Consider the following 18,328-nt stretch of genomic DNA (forward strand, 5'->3'; position numbering starts at 1 on the left):
GCCAGGCGGCTGGTCAGTTTTTTTCGTCCAGAATAAGTTGCCAATAACCGACATCCAGCCACTGGTCGAACTTGCGCCCGATCTGCGACAGGTGCGCAACTTTCACAAAGCCGAGCTTTTCGTGCAGCGCCACGCTGCCCGGATTCGGCAAGACTATCCCGCCCAGCACCGCATGCACAGATAGTCGGGACAGTTCGCTGATCAGCGCCTGATACAAGCGCGTGCCGACGCCGCGTCCACCGCTGTCCTGCGCCAGATAAACCGAACCTTCGACTGAGTGCTGGTAAGCCTTCCTCACCTTCCACTTGCTGGCGTAGGCATAGCCCAGTATGCGCCCGTCAACTTCATACACCAGCCATGGGAACTGCGTCATGGTTTCATCTATGCGGGCGCTCATCTCATCTACAGTCACAGCCTCCGTTTCAAAGCTGATGACGGTGTTGAGCACGTAATGATTGTAGATTTCGCAGATGGCTGCGGCATCGTTGCGCGTCGCCGGGCGTATGGCTTCAGACATGATGAAGGTTCAAGGCAATGGGATAGCTGTAGTGTACCGACAATAGACTACACGCTCCCCGCCCCGGAGCAATAAAAAAGCCCTGTCGCAGGACAGGGCTTCCGGGTAAAACTGGCTTGCTACCCATGTCGGATAGCCAGTCGTCATCAGTCTACGGTCGCGCCGCTTTCTTTCACGACTTTCGCCCATTTCACTGATTCTTCTTTTACGAAGGCAGCGAAGTTTTCCGGGGTGTCGCCTACATAGTCAGAGCCGGTATCTGCCAGGATTTTTTGGAATGCTGGCTCTTTCATGATTTTTTGTGTTTCAGCATTGATCTTGTTCACGATCGCTTTTGGTGTACCTGCTGGTGCGAAGAAACCGTACCATGCGTAAGAAACCACTGCCGGCACGCCGGATTCAGCGAAGGTAGGTACGTCAGGCAATTGTGGCGAACGGTGTGCGCCCGAAACAGCAATTGCTTTTACCTTGCCGCTCTTGATGTGCGGCATGATCGCGATCATGCTGTCGAACATCACAGGAATGTGACCGCCCAACAGATCGGAAATTGCAGGCGCCGAACCTTTGTAAGGAACGTGCGTCATTTCCAGCTTGGTGACGCTTTTAAACAATTCGCCAGTCATGTGCTGTGGTGTGCCCGAACCAGCAGAAGCGTAGGAGAACTGACCTTTTTGCGCCTTGATGTACGCCATCAATTCTTTCAGATTGTTGGCAGGTACGGCAGGGTTGGCAACCAGAACCAGCGGCACGCGCAGCAGGTTGGTGATAGGTACCAGATCCTTGCTCGGATCAAAGGTCATTTTTTTGTACAGGCTAGGATTGATCACGATCGGTGCGCTGGATGTGATCAGCAGAGTGTTACCGTCTGCTGGAGCACGTGCCACTGCTGCACTACCGATGTTGCCGCCGCCACCGCCACGGTTGTCGATCACGAATGGATGACCGAGGTCTTCGGTCAAACGTTTGGCGACAGGACGCGCAGCGATATCAGATGGACCGCCTGGTGGCCAAGGCACCACGACCGTTACCGTTGAATTTGGCCAGCTTTGGGCCAGGGCGTTAGCAGAAAAACTCGCTGCTGCTGCGAATGCGCACAGGAGTAATTTGCTGCCGCGGGATAGTTGTCTCATTATTCAATCCTTATAAAAAGTAAATCACGCTTCAGGAATCGCGGCCTCAGGGCATGCCAAAAAGAACACAAAACCAGAATCGCTAAGGGCAAAGGCGACGGAGATTACGCCTAGGTGGGGAAGGATACCTCATTCAGTATCCTCATAACGATTTTTACGCAGCGCATATGCAACTGACATGCCGACGTTTATCGCTGCATATCCTTACTACAGGCTTACAAAGCCTCATCTGCATAGTCAGAGCCGAGCGGCCCTATCCGCAAAAGGTAGCCTGCGTCACGGATGATATTGCCGGCACTCTCGAGAAACAAACTCGCGTGGCTGCCCGGTGCGTAGATGCAGCGCAGCTCAATTGCAAAATCCAGTCCCTGCTCGGCCCGTTCCTGCAGCGCCGGATACTGGACAAAAATTTCGCCGCTTTCTATATAGCGCAGATAGGTATTCAGCTTGGTTTGTAACAGCTGTAAATGCAGCTCATCCCAAACCAGATCGTCGATGATAGCCAAAATACAGACAGCGCCCGCCTGGTCCAGGCTGACGCTATCTATCAGTTCGGTTTGTTCTACGGTCATGCGCGCAGTCCGGCTGACAATGCAGGCTCAGCGTTTGATCAGTTGCTTTTCGAAAGCAATATCGGACTTGGTCTGGCGGCGCGGTTTTTGCGGGCCGTAGGCTTTGACGAAGGTGACGAATTCATCCAGCGGCAAACGTTCGCTGACGATGACGGGCTTGTCACCCGCGTTATCGACCAGATAAAACAATTCTTCGGAAGTACGCACCATGGCATAGTGTTCATTCCCGCTACGTTCCTTCAGTCGCTCAACGGCGGCGGTGGCTCTGGTTGATCTCATACTTTCCTCGACATGGAAACGGATGACCTAGCGCAGGCGCGCGGTCAGCATCCAGTAATGTTCAAAGTGATGCACGCGCATATCTTTCAACAAAGGGCCCAGACGTTTGCGCAGGGTGCTATTCGTGTAGTAGTTTTTGAGAATCTCGTAACGCTCGCCATTCGGCGCCGCATGGATCTGGTAAGTATTACCCTCCTGATCGGTACGCGCGATCACGGTCTTTTCGGTATCGACCTGCGAATTATCGACCAAGACCAGCAAGCCATCCTGTCCTATGATCTTGCGAATACGCGCGATCACGTCGACCTGATCCTGGCGCCGCACATGCGACCACCAGAAACCGGCGAAGCAGGCAGTGAACTCACCTTCGACCTTGGGATCAAGGGCGTCAGCAACTGCAAACTGTACGATATCTTCCGGCAACTCGCGGGTTTTTGCCTGTTCCAGCAAACCCGGATTGATGTCGGTCGCCAGAACCGAGGCCGCGTATTCCGCCAGCTCATCGGTCCAGTAACCGTCGCCGCATGCGAGCTCCAGTACGTGCTGGCCGCTCATCAGCTTACGCAGATTCTCCATGATGTCGTCCAGCGCATCGGCGCCGTCCGGGTTTTCGATATCTTCTTCATCGAAGTTATCGCGGACCGCGTAATACTCGGCCATATCGGTGTTTACCGGTTTAATCATGCTGCTTCTGCTTCCAGTTCAAAATAGTGAATACTCATTCAAAGTTCATACATGTCTTTTTCGCCGTTCAATACCTGCTCGACCAGCTTGCGGTTGAGGGTAGGCGTCAACAATTCGATGAACGTAAATACATAGCTGCGCAAGTATGCGCCCTGCTTCAGCGCCACGCGTGACACATTGGTGCCGAACAAATGCCCGGCCGGGATCGCGCGCAGGTTCTTGTCGCGCTCCGGATCGAAGGCCATACCGGCGATGATGCCTATGCCCATACCGAGCTCGACATAGGTTTTGATTACATCGGCATCAATCGCTTCCAGCAAGACGTCCGGCTTCAGATTACGCAGGCTGAACGCATGGTCTATCTTATTGCGCCCGGCAAACGCGCTGTCATAGGTAATCAGCGGATAAGCCGTTAACTCTTCCAGCGTAATCGACTTGGACTTGAGCAAGGGATGATCAAGCGGCACCACCACCTGATGCTCCCATTGATAACACGGCAATGAAATCAGGCCATCGATGCTGGCAATTGATTCCGTCGCAATCGCCAGGTCAGCCTGATCCATCAGCACCATATCGGCAACCTGTTTGGGATTGCCTTGCAACAATGACAATCGCACCTTGGGGAATTTCTGCGTGAACGCCTGCACCACCTTAGGCAGCGAATAGCGCGCCTGCGTGTGCGTGGTGGCGATCGTAAAGCTGCCGCTGTCATGCGCGGCGAATTCATTACCTATGCGTTTGAGGCCGTCAATTTCCTGCATGATCAGCTCAACCGACTTCAACACTGCCCGTCCCGGCTCGGTCAGGCCGCGAATACGCTTGCCGTGGCGCGAAAAAATATCCACGCCCAGCTCTTCTTCCAACTCAATAATTGCCTTGGAGACACCCGGTTGAGAGGTAAACAGTGCCTTGGCAGCCTCAGTCAAATTAAAGTTCTGCCGCACCGCTTCCCGAACGAAGCGAAGTTGATGAAGATTCATGTCTTCCCCTCATGTTTTCGACTGAATACACGCATTTACGCGCTCCAGTCATTTTTCATTATTGCTTATGCCAAAAAAGCATATAAGCAAATAATTAGTAAGTAGTTTGGAATAAGGCTCAAGTTTATTACTATTCGCCCTACTTTGCGCGAGGTCTTATGTCGGTTACTTATATTGTTTCAGGTTTTGCAGTCGGTTTACTGGTCGGTCTGACCGGTGTCGGCGGCGGCTCCCTGATGACACCCCTGCTTACCCTGCTGTTTGGCGTCTCGCCGACGGTAGCAGTCGGGACCGACCTCGCCTTCGCCTCCACCACCAAGATCGCAGGCACCTTTGCCCACCGTTACAAGGGCAATGTGCACTGGGATATCGTCAAGCAACTCTGCCTGGGCGCGCTGCCTGCAGCGGTGCTGACCACCCTCGTCCTGAAGTACCTCGGCGGCCTCGACAAGGAAATTGGCCAGGTCATACGCTACTCGATCGCCGGCTCCGTCATGCTAACCGTGATCGCGCTGATTTTCCGCACCCGCCTGCAAAACTGGATGAGTGCGCATCCCAACCGTCAGTTTCACGGCAAAAAACTGGTCATAGCGACCATAGTTTCGGGTGCAATTCTCGGTACATTGGTTACAATCTCGTCTATTGGTGCAGGAGCAATCGGCGCCACCATACTGGTTCTGCTTTATCCACGCCTGACACCGGCCGAAATTGCCGGTACCGACATAGCCTATGCAGTGCCTTTGACCGCAATAGCGGCGCTCGGCCACTGGTGGCTCGGATCGATCCATTGGGAATTACTGGCCATGCTGTTGCTGGGCTCCGTGCCGGGCATCACCCTCGGATCGCTGGCGTCACGAGCTATACCGGAAAAAGTATTGCGCGTTCTGTTGGCTACCACGCTGACGACCGTTGCCTTCAAGTTAGTTTACTAAGGAATTGAGATGTATCGCTACGATCAATACGACCATCAAATCGTTAAAGAACGCATCGCGCAATACCGCGATCAGGTCCGTCGTCGCTTGTCCGACGAACTGGCAGAGGACGAATTCCGTATCCTGCGCCTGCAAAACGGCCTTTACATGCAACGTCATGCCTACATGCTGCGCATCGCCGTACCATACGGCCTGCTGTCGTCGGCACAAATGCGCATGTTTGGCCATATCGCCCGCACCTATGACCGCGGCTATGGTCACTTCACGACCCGTCAAAACATCCAGTTCAACTGGATCAACCTGGAACAGACACCGGACATCCTGACTGAACTGGCTTCGGTCGAGATGCACGCGATCCAGACTTCCGGTAACTGCATCCGCAACACCACTTCGGACGAACTGGCCGGCGTCGCTGCCGACGAAATCGTCGATCCGCGTCCGTATGCAGAAATCATCCGTGAATGGAGCACCTTCCATCCGGAGTTCGCTTACCTGCCACGTAAATTCAAGATCGCCATCAATGGCGCCGTCGAAGACCGCGCGGCCACCGCCGTGCATGACATCGGCCTGCACGTGATCAAGAACGAACAAGGTGAAGTCGGCTTCCGCGTGATGGTAGGCGGCGGCATGGGCCGTACCCCTATCCTCGGCAGCGTGATCTGCGAATTCCTGCCATGGCGTCACGTCATGACCTATCTGGAAGCGATCCTGCGCGTCTATAACCAATACGGTCGTCGCGACAACATTTATAAAGCGCGTATCAAGATCCTGGTCAAAGCGATCGGTATCGATGAATATCGCCGTCAGGTCGAAGCAGAATGGCAAGACATCAAGGACGGTCCGGGCACCCTGACCGACGAAGAACTGCAACGCGTTGCCGCATTCTTCACCATGCCTGCTTACGACACGCTGCCAGCAACAGATGCAGAGTTTGAAAAACACAAAGCAGAAAACAAAGCCTTCAACAGCTGGCTCACCCGCAACGTCAAGGCGCACAAAGTAAGCGGCTATGCAGCGGTGGTGCTGTCGCTGAAGAAAACCGGCGTACCTCCGGGCGACGCTACTGCCGAGCAACTGGACTTCATGGCGGAACTGGCTGATCGCTACAGCTTTGGCGAACTGCGCGTTACACATGAACAAAACGTGGTGCTGTCCGACGTCAAGATTTCCGACCTCTATGCAGTGTGGGAAGCAGCCAAGTCGCAAGGTCTGGCAACACCAAACATCGGCTTGCTGACCGACATCATCTGCTGCCCTGGCGGCGATTTCTGCTCGCTGGCAAATGCCAAATCGATTCCGATTGCGGAAGCGATTGCAGAGCGTTTCGACAGCCTGGACTTCCAGCATGACATCGGCGATATCGAACTCAATATCTCCGGCTGTATCAATGCCTGCGGTCACCATCACGTCGGCAACATCGGCATCCTGGGTGTCGATAAAGACGGTGCCGAGTGGTATCAGGTATCTATCGGCGGTGCGCAAGGCAATACCAGCTCGATCGGCAAAATCATCGGCCCATCGTTCTCGGCGCATCAAATGCCGACCGTGATCGAACGCCTGCTCGAAGTTTATGTCCGCGACCGTATCGAAGATGAACGCTTCATCGATACCACACGCCGTATCGGCGTCACGCCATTCAAGGAACATGTGTACGCAACACCGATCAAGGTTGCGCACGCCGCAGGAGAAGATGCATATGCTTAACATCATCAAAGACAAAGCCGTAGTCGGCACCGACGACTGGAACCTGCTGCGCCTGGCAGAAGGCGAAACCGCTGACACCGTTGCGGTTCCGGCCGGTAAAGTTATTGTCCCGCTGACCGTCTGGCAAGCCCAGGCCGCCACCTTGAAAGCACGCAGCGACGTCGGCGTCTGGCTCGCCAGCGACGAACGTCCGGAAGCATTAAAAGACGATACCGCCACGCTGCAAATGATCGCAGTCGACTTCCCTAAATTTGGTGACGGTCGCGGTTATTCCATCGCGTATAACCTGCGCATGCGCTTTGATTACACTGGCGAACTGCGTGCAGTCGGCGATGTATTGCGCGATCAATTGTTCTACATGCAGCGCGTCGGCTTCAACTCGTTTGCCGTGCGTGCTGACCGCGACGTCAACGATGCATTGAAAGGCTTAAGCGACTTCTCCGAAAGCTATCAGCAATCGTGGGACAAAAAGACCCCTTTGTTCCGTCGTGTAGATCGTCAGGCCGTGGCACCAAAATGAATGAAGCAGATTTCGCCGCGCTGGTAGCGGCCACCAAAGAAACACTGCAGCGCGTAGCGGATCAGTTCGCGCCTGCAGTCTTCGCTTCCAGTCTGGCGGCGGAAGATATGGTGCTGACCGACATGATCCTGCGCGACAAACTGCCTATCAGCATTTTTACGCTGGAAACCGGCCGTCTGCATGCAGAAACGCTGAGCGTGCTGGACCGCATCAAGGAAACTTACGACTACGAGGTGGAACTGTATCGCCCGCAGCCGGAAGCGGTCGAAGCATATGTGCAGCAAAACGGCCTGAACGCTTTCTATGAAAGCGTGGACATGCGCAAGGAATGCTGCCGTATCCGCAAGGTAGAACCGCTGAACCGCGCACTGGCCGGCAAGCATGCCTGGGTCACCGGCCAGCGTCGTGCGCAATCGACTACCCGCGCTGCACTCGATGTGCAGGAGCAGGACGATGCGCATGCGATGACCAAATTCAATCCGCTCGCGGATTGGTCGGAAGAGGATGTCTGGCACTACATACGCAGCAACCATGTGCCTTACAACTCGCTGCACGACAAAGGGTATCCGTCCATCGGTTGCGAACCTTGCACCCGTGCCATCCAGCCTGGCGAAGATGTACGCGCCGGACGCTGGTGGTGGGAAAACCCGGAATCCAAGGAATGCGGCCTGCACGTCGTTGACGGCAAGCTGATCAGAATCAAACCCGTAGCAACTAACGCCTGAGATCCTATGAACACAGTAGTCGACAAATTATTCCTCGATAGCGCCAGCAACAAGCATCTGGACTGGCTCGAATCGGAAGCCATCCACATCATGCGTGAAGTGGCAGCTGAATGCGCCAATCCGGCATTGCTGTTTTCCGGCGGCAAGGACTCGGTCGTGATGTTGCGCCTGGCGGAAAAAGCGTTCCGTCCTGGCAAATTCCCGTTCCCGCTGGTACACATCGATACCGGTCACAACTTTGACGAAGTGATCTCCTTCCGCGACAAGCGCGCGGCTGAACTCGGCGAACGCCTGATCGTCGGCTCGGTGGAAGATTCGATCAAACGCGGCACCGTACGCCTGCGTAATCCTTTGACCGATTCGCGCAATGCGGCACAGGCTGTGACCTTGCTGGAAACCATCGCCGAACACAAATTCGACGCCTGTATCGGTGGTGCCCGTCGCGATGAAGAAAAAGCACGCGCCAAGGAACGTATCTTTTCCTTCCGCGATGAATTCGGCCAATGGAATCCAAAAGCACAACGTCCTGAACTCTGGGACCTGTACAACACCCGCGTCCATCCGGGCGAAAACATGCGCGTGTTCCCGATCTCGAACTGGACCGAACTCGACGTCTGGCAATACATCGCCCGCGAAAAACTCGAACTGCCGTCGATCTACTTCGCACATCAGCGTGAAGTGATCCCGCGCAATGGCTTGCTGGTACCGCTGACACCATTGACCCCGGCCAAGGAAGGCGAAACTGTTGAGACCCAGACCGTACGTTTCCGTACCGTCGGCGACATCTCCTGCACCTGCCCGGTCTCGTCGGATGCTGATAGCGTCGAAGCGATCATTGCAGAAACAGCTGTCACCCAAATCACCGAGCGCGGCGCGACCCGCATGGACGATCAGACGTCCGAAGCATCGATGGAAAAACGTAAAAAAGAAGGATATTTCTAAATGAGTGTTCAGTTAAATGCGGCTGTAGTTGCAGATCAAATGTCCGGCAAAAATGCAGGCACCCCATCGGCTGAACGCGGCCTGCTGCGTTTCATTACAGCCGGTTCCGTCGACGACGGCAAAAGCACACTGATCGGTCGCCTGCTGTTCGACAGCAAAGGCATTTTCGCCGATCAGCTGGATGCGATGTCGCGCGCCAAGCACAAGCGTACCGTCGGCGACACCATCGACTTGTCCCTGCTGACCGATGGCCTGGAAGCAGAACGCGAACAAGGCATCACCATCGACGTAGCGTATCGCTACTTCGCTACCCCTAAACGCAAATTCATCATCGCCGACACTCCGGGCCACGAGCAATACACCCGCAACATGGTGACCGGTGCCTCGACTGCAGATGCCGTCATCATTCTGATCGACGTCTCCAAGGTCAAGCTGGGCGACGACGGCAGCGTGGAATTGCTGATCCAGACCAAACGTCATTCGACCATTGCGCACTTGCTGCAAATCGAACACGTGATCGTAGCTGTCAACAAAATGGATCTGGTCAACTACGACCAGGTTGTCTACGACCGTATCGTGGCTGCTTACGCTGAATTCGCAAAAACACTGGGCCTGAAAGATATCCGCCCTATCCCGCTGTCCGCCCTCACCGGCGACAACGTGGTGGCCAGCGGCGGCAATATGCCGTGGTATCAGGGTCCTACCCTGATCGAATTGCTGGAATCGCTCAGTGTCTACGACGAATCGCACGACGAACCATTCCGCTTCCCGGTACAACTGGTCGCGCGTCATAACGGCCACGAAGCCGATGACTTCCGCGGTTACATGGGTCGTATCGAAGCAGGTAAAGTCAGCAAGGGCGCCAAGCTGGTAATCCAGCCTGGCGGCCAGACTGCCACCGTAAAAGATATCCAGACTCTGGATGGCTCGTTGGAGCAGGCAGTGGTCGGTCAATCGATCACCCTGCTGCTGGAAGAGTACGTGGACATTTCGCGCGGCGATATGTTGTCGGCTGCCGAACGTCCGGCTGAATTGCTGAAGACCGTGAATGCAGACCTGTGCTGGCTGTCGGAAGAACCGCTGGATACCCGTCGCAAATACTGGCTCAAGCACACCACACGTCAGGTCGCTGCACGCGTGACCAAGATCGATACCCTGCTCGACATCAACACCCAGGAAAAACGCCCTGCTGATGAAGTCAAACTCAACGGCATCGCACGCGTCACCCTGAATGTCGCGCAACCACTGGCGGCAGATGCCTACGATGAGATCCGTTCCACCGGCTCCTTCATCCTGATCGACGAAGTCACGCATCAAACCGTGGCCGCCGGCATGATCCGTCTGGCTTAAGAGGCGCTAGCCAGAAACACAGCAGCATGACTGAAACGAAAAAAGCGTACGGCAAAGTCTATCTGATCGGTGCCGGGCCAGGTGCCGTCGATCTGATTACCGTACGCGGTGCGCGTATCCTGGCGCAAGCCGATGTCGTGCTGCACGATGCACTGGTTACACCTGAAATGCTGGCGCTGTGCCCGCAGGCGGAGAAAATCTCTGTCGGCAAACGCAGCGGCCAGCGTTCTACTGCGCAACTCGCAATCAATCAATTGCTGGTCGATTGCGCGGCCAGATACAAACTGGTGGTACGCCTGAAAGGTGGCGATCCGATGTTATTCGGACGCGCCGATGAAGAACTGCATGCGCTCGAAGCGCACGGCATCGAAATCGAAATCGTACCCGGCGTCACTACTGCCTTCGCTGCCGCCGCGGCTACACAGCTCCCGCTGACCAAACGCGGCATTGCCCGCAGCATCGCCTTCTTTACTTCAGCTACTGCACCGAACCAGCCGGATCAGCTCACGCTGCCGGATTGCGACACACTGATCCAGTACATGGGCGGCCGTGAAGCCGTAGTCACCGCACAAAAACTCCTGGAGCAAGGTCGCTCCCCCGAGCTGCCTGTCGTCATCGTGGAAAACTGCAGTCTGGCGAATCAAAAGATAGTGCGCATGAACTTGCGCGAACTGGAACGCGGTCTGCAGGATACGCAGGGACCGGTGCTGGTGATGATAGGTGCAGCACTGGCTGCCCGTGACAACGCAGACTAATTAAATCAATTGAGCGTGGCCACGCAATAACTGGCCATCGCCTTCAGTACCTGCTCATTTTCCCCGACTGCTTCAACGATCCTGAAACTGACTGCAGGATGCTGCAGTTTCAGTTCATCAACGATGCGCGGCAAATCCGCCCGCACATGACCGCCCTGCCCGAGGAAGACCGGGACCACCGTCACATCGGTCACGCCGGCCTGCACCAACTCAGTCGTCAGTTCAGGCAAACGTGGTGTCATCAATTCCAGGAATGCCAGCTTCACCACCGACTCCGGCGATTGCGCCTGCACCAGCGCCTGCAAGCGCTGGAACGGCTCGGCCCAGCGCGGATCGCGTGCACCGTGGGCAAACAGGATCAGCGCAGGCTTCTTCATCAGTGACGCTCCACCCACAGCAAGGCACCCACTGCGACTGTCAGGAAGAGCAGACTAGGCAGGATGGCAGTCGCGAACGGTGGCCAGGTATTGAGCAAACCCAGATGCGAGAACAGGCTGTTAATCAGCTGGAAGCTGACGCCTATCATGATGCCGGTAAAGATCTTCAGGCTGACGCCGCCGGAACGGAAATGCAGATAAGCAAACGGCAAAGCCAGCGCCATCATGACGAAGACGGCGAATGGATAAACAACCTTCTTCCACAGCGCGATTTCGTAGCGTACGGTGTCACGATTGTTTTCCGACAGATATTGCGTGTAATTCACCAGCGCGATCGCCGACATCGTGGCCGGATCGGTAAATCCGACTGACAGGATTTCCGGCGTCATTTCAGACACCAGTTCCTTGCTGCTGAACTTGCTGGTCGAAATTGCGGTGGTGATATCCGTTGCGGTAATCGCCCCTTGTAATTTGGTTTCGCCGAAAGCAGCTTCGGTACCGTCATGCAAAGTCCAGGTATTGCCACCGACGTAATCCGCAGAGGTCGCCGTAATCAAAGCAGTCAGATGGAAATTGCGATTGAACTCATAAATCTTCAGGTTCTCCAGCTTGCCGTCGGACTTTAGTGCACGCACGTTGACGAAGCGCGAACCGATAACTTCACCTTCCTGTCCATTGGTACGGATCACATCCTTGGTCCACAGACCGGAACGGAATTCCTGAGCCAGGGCACCACCCTGGCTGGTAACGCGTATCTTCTCCGCCATATTCGACGTGATCGGCACCACGAATTCACCGAACACAAAAGTAATCAGTGCAAACACCACACCGATTTTGAACAGGATCATGCCCACCATTGCGGTGGACATGCTGGATGCGCGCATGATGGTGAATTCCGAACGCGCAGCGAATTGCGACAACGCCCAGATAGTGCCGATCAGAGCCGCAATCGGCATCAGCTCATACACATAGCCCGGCATTTCCATCACCACATACAGGAAAGCATGCTGGATCTTATAGCCACCGTGGCCGACCGATTTCAGCTCGCCGACCATATCGAAGAAGGCGAACAAGGCGAGGAAGGCGATCAGTACGAACAGGACGGAGCGACCGATTTCCAGTGAAAAGTATTTTTGCAGGATCTTCATGCGGCCGCCTTCCGTCCCAGACAGGTGCGCTTGAGCGCAGACCATGCCACCAATGGGTGATAACGGCTATTCACTTTCAGGCGCCACGCAAAGAAAACTGCGAGCACGATCAGCGCCACCAGATGCACCGGCCACCACGCCAGCAGCAAGGTCGAACGATTTTGTACGACGGTTGCCTGCGCGTAGCTCAGCATATTGCTATAAAACACAAACAGGAACAGCGCGATCAGCAGGTTGGCCGAACGGCCGCCACGCGGATTGACGAAGCCCAGCGGAATCGCCAGCAACATCAGCAGGATGCCCATCAAAGGCAACGATATCCGCCACAACAATTCGCCGTCGTTGAAATTATTCCGCTTGCTCAGGAGTTCGCGGGTCGAAGTCGAGCGCGCCGAGGTATCGCCGACCAGCGCTTTCGATTGCGTAGCGACCAGCACGCCGTAGCGGTCGAACTCCATCAATTCAAAATCAGATTGGGTAGGCACACCGTCGTAGCGACGTCCCTGATGCATGACGAGGAATTTGTCGCCGGCCGGATCGATTTCTACCGTGCCCTCTTTCGCCACCACTACGCTGGTCTTGCCGTTGCGCATGCTGCTGACGAAAATATTTTTAACCTTGGTCGAATCGCCGGACACGCCTTCAACAAAGAACACACGGTCGGAAGATGAAGATTCCTGGAATTTGCCGGGCGAAACACGGGCAATATCTTCGCGATTCGCATAACGCTCTTTATAAACAGCGCTTTGCTGGTTCGACCACGGCGTCAGGAAAAAGCTCAGGATGGCTGTCACGGTGACGATAGGCAGGCCAAACATCAATACCGGCCGTATCCATTTGGCCAGGCTGAGGCCGGACGCGAACCAGACCACCATCTCGGAGTCCTGGTAACTGCGCGTCACCACCAGCAACACGGCGACAAAACCGGTCAGGTTCAACAGGATAGGGAGGTAATTGAGTGCGGAAAAACCGAGCAGCGCGACCACATCGGCGGACGCGATCTTGCCACCCGCAGCCTGCCCCAGAATACGAATCAAGGTGACCGTGATCGTGATCGTAAAAAGGGTAGTGAAGACGGCGCCAGCGGTACTTAGCAAATCGCGTCGGAGCGCGCGCTGAAAAATCATTGGGAGGCTATAATCGTGAATCGACAAGGAGAGTAACGCATGGACTTTAGCATAAAACCATTGGACGCAAAAAGCACTATCGGCGGTATCAAGACGGGCTGTATCGCAGTTGCCGTATTTGAAGATAAGAAACTGTCATCGGCGGCACAGGCACTGGATCGCAAGGGCGAAATCAGTGCTGCACTAAAGTCCGGCGACATCACCGGCAAGGCCGGCTCCAGCCTGCTCCTGCGCGGCCTGAGCGACGGCGCTGCCGAACGCGTATTGCTGGTCGGCCTCGGCAAACAGGATGCGGTCAGCGAAAAGGATTTCAATGCTGCGGCCCAGGCCGTAGTGCGTGTATTTACTACCCTCGGCAGCAACGAAGCCGTTGTAGCCCTGCCGTTTGACGCCGTCGCAGGCCGCGACAGCGCATGGGCGATCCGCAGCGCCATCCTGAGCGCGCGTGAAGCGGCTTACCGCTTCGACAGCCTGAAAAGCAAAAAAGACCCGGCTCCCAGCGGCGTCAGGAAAATCGCCTTTGCTGTACCGTCGGCAGCAGTCAGCAGCGCCAAAGAAGCCGTCACCCAGGCAGTTGCCGTGGCCAACGGCATCGACCTGACCAAGGATCTCGGCAACTTCCCGGCCAATGTCTGCACCCCGACCTACCTGGCCAATACCGCCAAGAAAATGGCGAAAGAATTCAAGCTGGAAGTCGAAGTGCTGGATCGCAAGCAATTGCAGGCACTGAAAATGGGTAGCTTCCTGTCCGTCACCAATGGCAGCGTCGAGCCACCTAAATTCATCGTCCTCAAGCACAACGGCGGCAAAGCCAAGGACGCGCCTGTCGTGCTGGTCGGCAAAGGCATCACCTTTGACTCCGGCGGCATCTCGCTGAAACCGGGTGCGGCGATGGATGAAATGAAATACGACATGGGCGGCGCGGCTTCCGTGCTCGGCACCATGCGTGCGATTGCTGAACTCAAGCTCAAGCTCAACGTCATCGTCGTCATCCCGACCTGCGAAAACATGCCATCCGGCAGCGCCACCAAACCGGGCGACATCGTCACCTCCATGTCCGGCCAGACTATCGAAATCCTGAACACGGATGCCGAAGGCCGCCTGGTACTGTGCGATGCACTGACCTATGTCGAACGCTTCAAACCAGCCGCCGTGGTCGACGTGGCAACCCTGACCGGTGCCTGTATCGTCGCGCTCGGTCATCACAACTCCGGCTTGTTTACCCGTAATGACGACGCGCATGACGCGCTGGCCGATGAATTGCTCAAGGCCGGTAAAGTGGCAGGCGACACCGCATGGCGCTTGCCTATCGAAGACAGCTATCAGGAACAACTGAAGTCGAATTTTGCCGACATGGCAAATATCGGCGGCCCGGCGGCTGGCTCAGTCACCGCAGCCTGCTTCCTCGAGCGCTACACCAAGAAATACACCTGGGCCCATCTGGATATCGCCGGTACCGCCTGGAAGAGCGGCGCAGCGAAGGGTTCGACCGGACGTCCGGTGCCCTTGCTGACCACCTTCCTGATTAACCGCGCGCAAGCCGGCAAATAAGGTCGTCCACGGCAAAATAGGCGCATCTGGTCGTAAGGCCGGATGCGCCGCTTTATTCAGCATCCCGTTTTAACATCCGGTACTACTGCTTATCTCATCATAAGCACGCACTCTTTCCATAAAGGAAATCCCATGATCGTTCTGGTCACAGGTGCAACTTCAGGCTTCGGCGCTGAAATGGCACGCAAATTTGCACAACATGGTCACAAAGTAATCGCTACCGGGCGTCGCCAGGATAGACTGGACGAACTCGCCGCAGAAATCGGCGCGTCGGTGCTGACCGTTCCCATGGACGTCACCGACAAGGAATCCATTGCTTCTGCACTGACCAGCCTGCCACCGGAATGGCAGGAAATCGACGTCCTGATCAATAACGCCGGCCTCGCGCTTGGCGTGGCACCCGCGCAATCCGCCTCGCTGGAACAATGGGAAACCATGATAGAGACCAACTGCAAGGGCCTGGTCACCGTCACCCGCCTGCTGCTGCCGGAAATGCTCAAGCGCAATCGCGGCACCATCATCAACATCAGCTCCAGCGCTGGCGCTTATGCCTATCCGGGTGCCAACGTGTATGGCGCTACCAAAGCCTTCGTCGACCAATTCACCCGCAACCTGCGTGCTGACCTGGTTGGTACCGGCGTCCGTGCGTCCAACATTGCACCGGGCCTCGCTGGCGGCACCGAGTTCTCGAATGTCAGGCTGAAGGATGATGCGGCTGCGGCCAAGGTATATGAAGGTACGGTACCACTCAGCCCGGCCGATATAGCCGAAACCGCATACTGGATCGCCACCCTGCCCGCCCACGTCAACATCAACCACATCGAATTGATGCCGACTTGCCAGGGTTTCGGACCGCTATTCATCAAGCGCAACACCTGAAGCCGTACTTAAAAGCACCGGATTTTGGCTGCAAGCAGGCACTATCTGCAGCCAAAACTGTAAATTCAGGTAACAAGCTTGTCATGCTGATTAAATATCATCGATAATTCATAGAACTCATTTCACAAATATCTGTGAGATGCGTTCTTACCAAAAGCGGTGCTGGCAAGGCGTGCGACGCGTCGCATAGCGGGGCTATGCGCAAGGAGCGCAACGCGGCCAGCGCCGCTTTTGGTAAGAACCCGAAGGGAACGGGCTATTTGGGCGTATTGCTGCGTTGCGCCGCTTGCCAAGGGAACCACCCTTGGCGGCGCGACACGCCTTGCACTACCTCCCAAATAGCCGCGTTCGCACTCACGGATATTTGTGAAATGAGTTCTAATTTTCATCAGCACACTACAGGACAATGCTGCAGCACTGTCCAGCCAGGGTAAATCCAAGATGTTGTCAAATTTTACGTGGACCGTACGCGTCTACTATGAAGATACCGATGCCGGCGGCGTCGTCTTCTACGCCAACTACCTGAAATTCTTTGAGCGCGCCCGCACCGAATGGCTGCGCAGCGCAGGCATCAACCAGCAACTGATGACCGAAACGCATGGCGTCATGTTTGTCGTCAAAAGCACCGCCGTTGATTATCACGCGCCAGCCAAACTCGATAATGAACTGAAATTGACAGTCGTAGTCGAAAGGATGGGCCGCGCTTCGGTGCAGTTCATACAGGAAGCATGGCGTATCAATGGCGAGCAGCGGGAGTTGCTGGCAACCGGACGCATCAAAGTCGGTTGCGTCGATACACAGAACTTCAGACCCAGCCAGATTCCCAGCCAGGTAATGGATAGCATCAAAACCCTGGAATTACGCGCGCCAGATTAAGCGGCAAAACATCTGCCCGCAAGGCGCTCCAGACATAAATACATAAGGCAAATGCAGGGCAAAACCGCACCGCCTCAAGCAAGATACGCATACAATTGACCAAATTCGACTAAATCACACTCCCATGACCGTCACCCAAGACCTTTCCTTCGTCCATCTCATCACCAACGCTTCGGTTCTTGTACAGCTCGTCATGGCGCTTTTGCTGGCCGTGTCCGTCATGAGCTGGACCTATATCTTCCGCAAAATGTTCGCGATCAAAAACGCGCGTTTGCAAACCGAGGAATTCGAACGCGCCTTCTGGTCCGGTGGCGACCTCAATACCCTCTACCTCGAAGCCACGTCCAACCGTCGCAAAAACAATGGTTCAACCGGTGCACTGGAGCGCATCTTTGAAGCCGGCATGAGTGAGTTCAACAAGGCCAAAGGTTCGAACGACGCCTTCCACATCAATGCCCGCCTCGACGGCGCACGTCGCGCGATGCGTGCTGCTTACCAGCGTGAAATGGACGCACTCGAATCCCACCTCGCCTTCCTGGCATCGGTCGGTTCGGTTTCGCCATACGTCGGTTTGTTCGGTACTGTATGGGGCATCATGAACGCCTTCCGTGGCCTGGCCAACGTACAGCAAGCTACCCTCGCCGCCGTCGCGCCAGGTATTGCCGAAGCACTGATCGCAACCGCGATCGGCCTGTTCGCCGCGATCCCTGCAGTGGTTGCTTACAACCGTTACTCGCACGATATCGATCGCCTGGCGATACGTTTCGAGAGCTTCGTTGAAGAATTCTCGAATATCCTGCAACGCCAGACGCGATAAGGACGCCAGCGATGTCATTCTCATCCGGTAGCATGCGCGGCGGTCGTACCCGCAAGTTCAAATCCGAAATCAACGTCGTACCGTACATCGACGTCATGCTGGTCCTGCTGGTGATCTTCATGGTGGCCGCGCCGCTCACCAATCCCGGCGTCATCAATCTGCCGAATGCTGCCAAATCGACGCTGCCGCCGACCGAATACATACGCATAGACTTGCGTCCGGATACCTCGGCCACGCTGACCATCGCCGGCAGCAAAAGCGGCAAGGCACCAACCGAAACCGCGGCCAATCGCGCTGCGCTGGCGCAAAAGCTGCAGGCCATACACGCTGACCGTCCGGAATTGCCAGTCATGATTTCGGCCGACAAGAACATCAAATACGACGAGGTGATACAAGCCATCTCGGAAGCCAAAAAACTTGGGATAGAGCGAGTTGGGCTAGCTACCAAATGAAGCTAGTTTTA

At 55.6% G+C, this 18,328-nt stretch carries 21 protein-coding genes; 12 read left to right on the forward strand and 9 right to left on the reverse strand.

The genetic code is table 11. The features are described from left to right. Positions 1–13: 13 nt before the first annotated feature. From DBR37_RS15215 to DBR37_RS15240, 6 genes are all read right to left on the reverse strand, one after another. Positions 14–517, reverse strand: coding sequence for an arsinothricin resistance N-acetyltransferase ArsN1 family B (locus DBR37_RS15215; protein WP_124575317.1), 504 nt, complete (start codon positions 515–517; stop codon positions 14–16). Positions 518–663: 146 nt separating this feature from the next. Continuing rightward, on the reverse strand, positions 664–1,647 hold the full coding sequence (locus tag DBR37_RS15220) for a tripartite tricarboxylate transporter substrate binding protein (RefSeq protein ID WP_124575318.1): 984 nt from the start codon (positions 1,645–1,647) through the stop codon (positions 664–666). Between the two features lie 215 nt (positions 1,648–1,862). After that, complete coding sequence (locus DBR37_RS15225; protein WP_124575319.1) at positions 1,863–2,219, reverse strand: DUF6572 domain-containing protein; 357 nt, start codon at positions 2,217–2,219, stop codon at positions 1,863–1,865. A gap of 27 nt (positions 2,220–2,246) precedes the next feature. Continuing rightward, entirely contained in the window at positions 2,247–2,498 is a 252-nt protein-coding gene (locus tag DBR37_RS15230; RefSeq protein ID WP_012080301.1) for a hypothetical protein, read from the reverse strand. 27 nt (positions 2,499–2,525) lie between these two features. Next, positions 2,526–3,182 (reverse strand): class I SAM-dependent methyltransferase, encoded by a 657-nt coding sequence (locus DBR37_RS15235; RefSeq protein WP_124575320.1) that lies wholly within the window; start codon positions 3,180–3,182, stop codon positions 2,526–2,528. A gap of 38 nt (positions 3,183–3,220) precedes the next feature. Then, entirely contained in the window at positions 3,221–4,162 is a 942-nt protein-coding gene (locus tag DBR37_RS15240; protein WP_124575321.1) for a CysB family HTH-type transcriptional regulator, read from the reverse strand. Positions 4,163–4,320: 158 nt separating this feature from the next. On the opposite strand from DBR37_RS15240, the gene DBR37_RS15245 reads away from it, so the two are divergent. From DBR37_RS15245 to cobA, 7 genes are read left to right on the forward strand one after another with little or no spacing between them, the layout of a single operon-like run. After that, positions 4,321–5,094: a sulfite exporter TauE/SafE family protein gene (locus DBR37_RS15245; RefSeq protein WP_124575322.1), complete on the forward strand. Its 774-nt coding sequence runs from the start codon at positions 4,321–4,323 to the stop codon at positions 5,092–5,094. 9 nt (positions 5,095–5,103) lie between these two features. Next, the gene (locus DBR37_RS15250) at positions 5,104–6,798 is read left to right on the forward strand and encodes a nitrite/sulfite reductase (RefSeq protein ID WP_124575323.1); all 1,695 of its coding nucleotides are present in this window, start codon (positions 5,104–5,106) and stop codon (positions 6,796–6,798) included. Next, positions 6,791–7,318, forward strand: a complete 528-nt coding sequence (locus DBR37_RS15255; protein WP_124575324.1) for a DUF934 domain-containing protein — start codon at positions 6,791–6,793, stop codon at positions 7,316–7,318. Before DBR37_RS15250 ends, DBR37_RS15255 begins: the two co-directional genes overlap by 8 nt. After that, positions 7,315–8,043 (forward strand): phosphoadenylyl-sulfate reductase, encoded by a 729-nt coding sequence (locus DBR37_RS15260; protein ID WP_124575325.1) that lies wholly within the window; start codon positions 7,315–7,317, stop codon positions 8,041–8,043. Before DBR37_RS15255 ends, DBR37_RS15260 begins: the two co-directional genes overlap by 4 nt. Before the next feature lie 6 nt (positions 8,044–8,049). After that, positions 8,050–8,985, forward strand: coding sequence for a sulfate adenylyltransferase subunit CysD (cysD, locus tag DBR37_RS15265; RefSeq protein WP_124575326.1), 936 nt, complete (start codon positions 8,050–8,052; stop codon positions 8,983–8,985). 39 nt (positions 8,986–9,024) lie between these two features. Next, positions 9,025–10,335, forward strand: coding sequence for a sulfate adenylyltransferase subunit 1 (locus tag DBR37_RS15270; protein ID WP_124575424.1), 1,311 nt, complete (start codon positions 9,025–9,027; stop codon positions 10,333–10,335). 26 nt (positions 10,336–10,361) lie between these two features. Beyond that, positions 10,362–11,090, forward strand: coding sequence for a uroporphyrinogen-III C-methyltransferase (gene cobA, locus DBR37_RS15275; protein WP_124575327.1), 729 nt, complete (start codon positions 10,362–10,364; stop codon positions 11,088–11,090). Positions 11,091–11,095: 5 nt separating this feature from the next. On the opposite strand, the gene DBR37_RS15280 is transcribed toward cobA, so the two are convergent. Genes DBR37_RS15280 through lptF form a run of 3 tightly spaced genes read right to left on the reverse strand, consistent with a single transcriptional unit; the run spans position 11,096 to position 13,742 of the window. Then, positions 11,096–11,467 carry a sirohydrochlorin chelatase gene (locus DBR37_RS15280; RefSeq protein WP_124575328.1) on the reverse strand — a complete coding sequence of 124 codons (372 nt, stop codon included), beginning with the start codon at positions 11,465–11,467 and terminating at the stop codon, positions 11,096–11,098. Next, entirely contained in the window at positions 11,467–12,615 is a 1,149-nt protein-coding gene (lptG, locus tag DBR37_RS15285) for an LPS export ABC transporter permease LptG (RefSeq protein WP_124575329.1), read from the reverse strand. The genes DBR37_RS15280 and lptG overlap by 1 nt, the downstream gene beginning before the upstream one ends. Next, the gene (gene lptF, locus DBR37_RS15290; RefSeq protein ID WP_124575330.1) at positions 12,612–13,742 is read right to left on the reverse strand and encodes an LPS export ABC transporter permease LptF; all 1,131 of its coding nucleotides are present in this window, start codon (positions 13,740–13,742) and stop codon (positions 12,612–12,614) included. The genes lptG and lptF overlap by 4 nt, the downstream gene beginning before the upstream one ends. Positions 13,743–13,781: 39 nt before the next feature. Between lptF and DBR37_RS15295 the strand changes: the two genes are divergently transcribed. The 5 genes from DBR37_RS15295 (at position 13,782) to DBR37_RS15315 (ending at position 18,317) form a co-directional block, all read left to right on the forward strand. Beyond that, complete coding sequence (locus DBR37_RS15295) at positions 13,782–15,293, forward strand: leucyl aminopeptidase (protein WP_124575331.1); 1,512 nt, start codon at positions 13,782–13,784, stop codon at positions 15,291–15,293. 132 nt (positions 15,294–15,425) lie between these two features. Further along, on the forward strand, positions 15,426–16,172 hold the full coding sequence (locus DBR37_RS15300; protein WP_124575332.1) for an SDR family NAD(P)-dependent oxidoreductase: 747 nt from the start codon (positions 15,426–15,428) through the stop codon (positions 16,170–16,172). Positions 16,173–16,613: 441 nt separating this feature from the next. Then, positions 16,614–17,048: a tol-pal system-associated acyl-CoA thioesterase gene (gene ybgC / locus DBR37_RS15305; protein ID WP_124575333.1), complete on the forward strand. Its 435-nt coding sequence runs from the start codon at positions 16,614–16,616 to the stop codon at positions 17,046–17,048. Positions 17,049–17,172: 124 nt separating this feature from the next. Beyond that, the gene (tolQ, locus tag DBR37_RS15310) at positions 17,173–17,865 is read left to right on the forward strand and encodes a protein TolQ (protein WP_124575334.1); all 693 of its coding nucleotides are present in this window, start codon (positions 17,173–17,175) and stop codon (positions 17,863–17,865) included. A gap of 11 nt (positions 17,866–17,876) precedes the next feature. Next, positions 17,877–18,317, forward strand: a complete 441-nt coding sequence (locus DBR37_RS15315) for an ExbD/TolR family protein (protein ID WP_124575335.1) — start codon at positions 17,877–17,879, stop codon at positions 18,315–18,317. Positions 18,318–18,328 lie beyond the last annotated feature (11 nt).

This window comes from Herminiimonas sp. KBW02 (genome assembly GCF_003852535.1).
In the GTDB taxonomy this organism is placed as follows: domain Bacteria; phylum Pseudomonadota; class Gammaproteobacteria; order Burkholderiales; family Burkholderiaceae_D; genus Oxalicibacterium.

Coding starts and splice junctions, on each gene's coding strand:
- DBR37_RS15225 (WP_124575319.1), bottom strand. CDS start 2,219: ATGACCGTAGAACAAACCGAACTGATAGATAGCGTCAGCCTGGACCAG.
- DBR37_RS15300 (WP_124575332.1), top strand. CDS start 15,426: ATGATCGTTCTGGTCACAGGTGCAACTTCAGGCTTCGGCGCTGAAATG.
- DBR37_RS15255 (WP_124575324.1), top strand. CDS start 6,791: ATGCTTAACATCATCAAAGACAAAGCCGTAGTCGGCACCGACGACTGG.
- DBR37_RS15270 (WP_124575424.1), top strand. CDS start 9,025: ATGTCCGGCAAAAATGCAGGCACCCCATCGGCTGAACGCGGCCTGCTG.
- DBR37_RS15295 (WP_124575331.1), top strand. CDS start 13,782: ATGGACTTTAGCATAAAACCATTGGACGCAAAAAGCACTATCGGCGGT.
- DBR37_RS15250 (WP_124575323.1), top strand. CDS start 5,104: ATGTATCGCTACGATCAATACGACCATCAAATCGTTAAAGAACGCATC.
- tolQ (WP_124575334.1), top strand. CDS start 17,173: ATGACCGTCACCCAAGACCTTTCCTTCGTCCATCTCATCACCAACGCT.
- DBR37_RS15245 (WP_124575322.1), top strand. CDS start 4,321: ATGTCGGTTACTTATATTGTTTCAGGTTTTGCAGTCGGTTTACTGGTC.
- DBR37_RS15240 (WP_124575321.1), bottom strand. CDS start 4,162: ATGAATCTTCATCAACTTCGCTTCGTTCGGGAAGCGGTGCGGCAGAAC.
- DBR37_RS15280 (WP_124575328.1), bottom strand. CDS start 11,467: ATGAAGAAGCCTGCGCTGATCCTGTTTGCCCACGGTGCACGCGATCCG.
- lptF (WP_124575330.1), bottom strand. CDS start 13,742: ATGATTTTTCAGCGCGCGCTCCGACGCGATTTGCTAAGTACCGCTGGC.
- lptG (WP_124575329.1), bottom strand. CDS start 12,615: ATGAAGATCCTGCAAAAATACTTTTCACTGGAAATCGGTCGCTCCGTC.
- DBR37_RS15215 (WP_124575317.1), bottom strand. CDS start 517: ATGTCTGAAGCCATACGCCCGGCGACGCGCAACGATGCCGCAGCCATC.
- DBR37_RS15235 (WP_124575320.1), bottom strand. CDS start 3,182: ATGATTAAACCGGTAAACACCGATATGGCCGAGTATTACGCGGTCCGC.
- DBR37_RS15230 (WP_012080301.1), bottom strand. CDS start 2,498: ATGAGATCAACCAGAGCCACCGCCGCCGTTGAGCGACTGAAGGAACGT.
- DBR37_RS15260 (WP_124575325.1), top strand. CDS start 7,315: ATGAATGAAGCAGATTTCGCCGCGCTGGTAGCGGCCACCAAAGAAACA.
- DBR37_RS15220 (WP_124575318.1), bottom strand. CDS start 1,647: ATGAGACAACTATCCCGCGGCAGCAAATTACTCCTGTGCGCATTCGCA.
- cysD (WP_124575326.1), top strand. CDS start 8,050: ATGAACACAGTAGTCGACAAATTATTCCTCGATAGCGCCAGCAACAAG.
- cobA (WP_124575327.1), top strand. CDS start 10,362: ATGACTGAAACGAAAAAAGCGTACGGCAAAGTCTATCTGATCGGTGCC.
- DBR37_RS15315 (WP_124575335.1), top strand. CDS start 17,877: ATGTCATTCTCATCCGGTAGCATGCGCGGCGGTCGTACCCGCAAGTTC.
- ybgC (WP_124575333.1), top strand. CDS start 16,614: ATGTTGTCAAATTTTACGTGGACCGTACGCGTCTACTATGAAGATACC.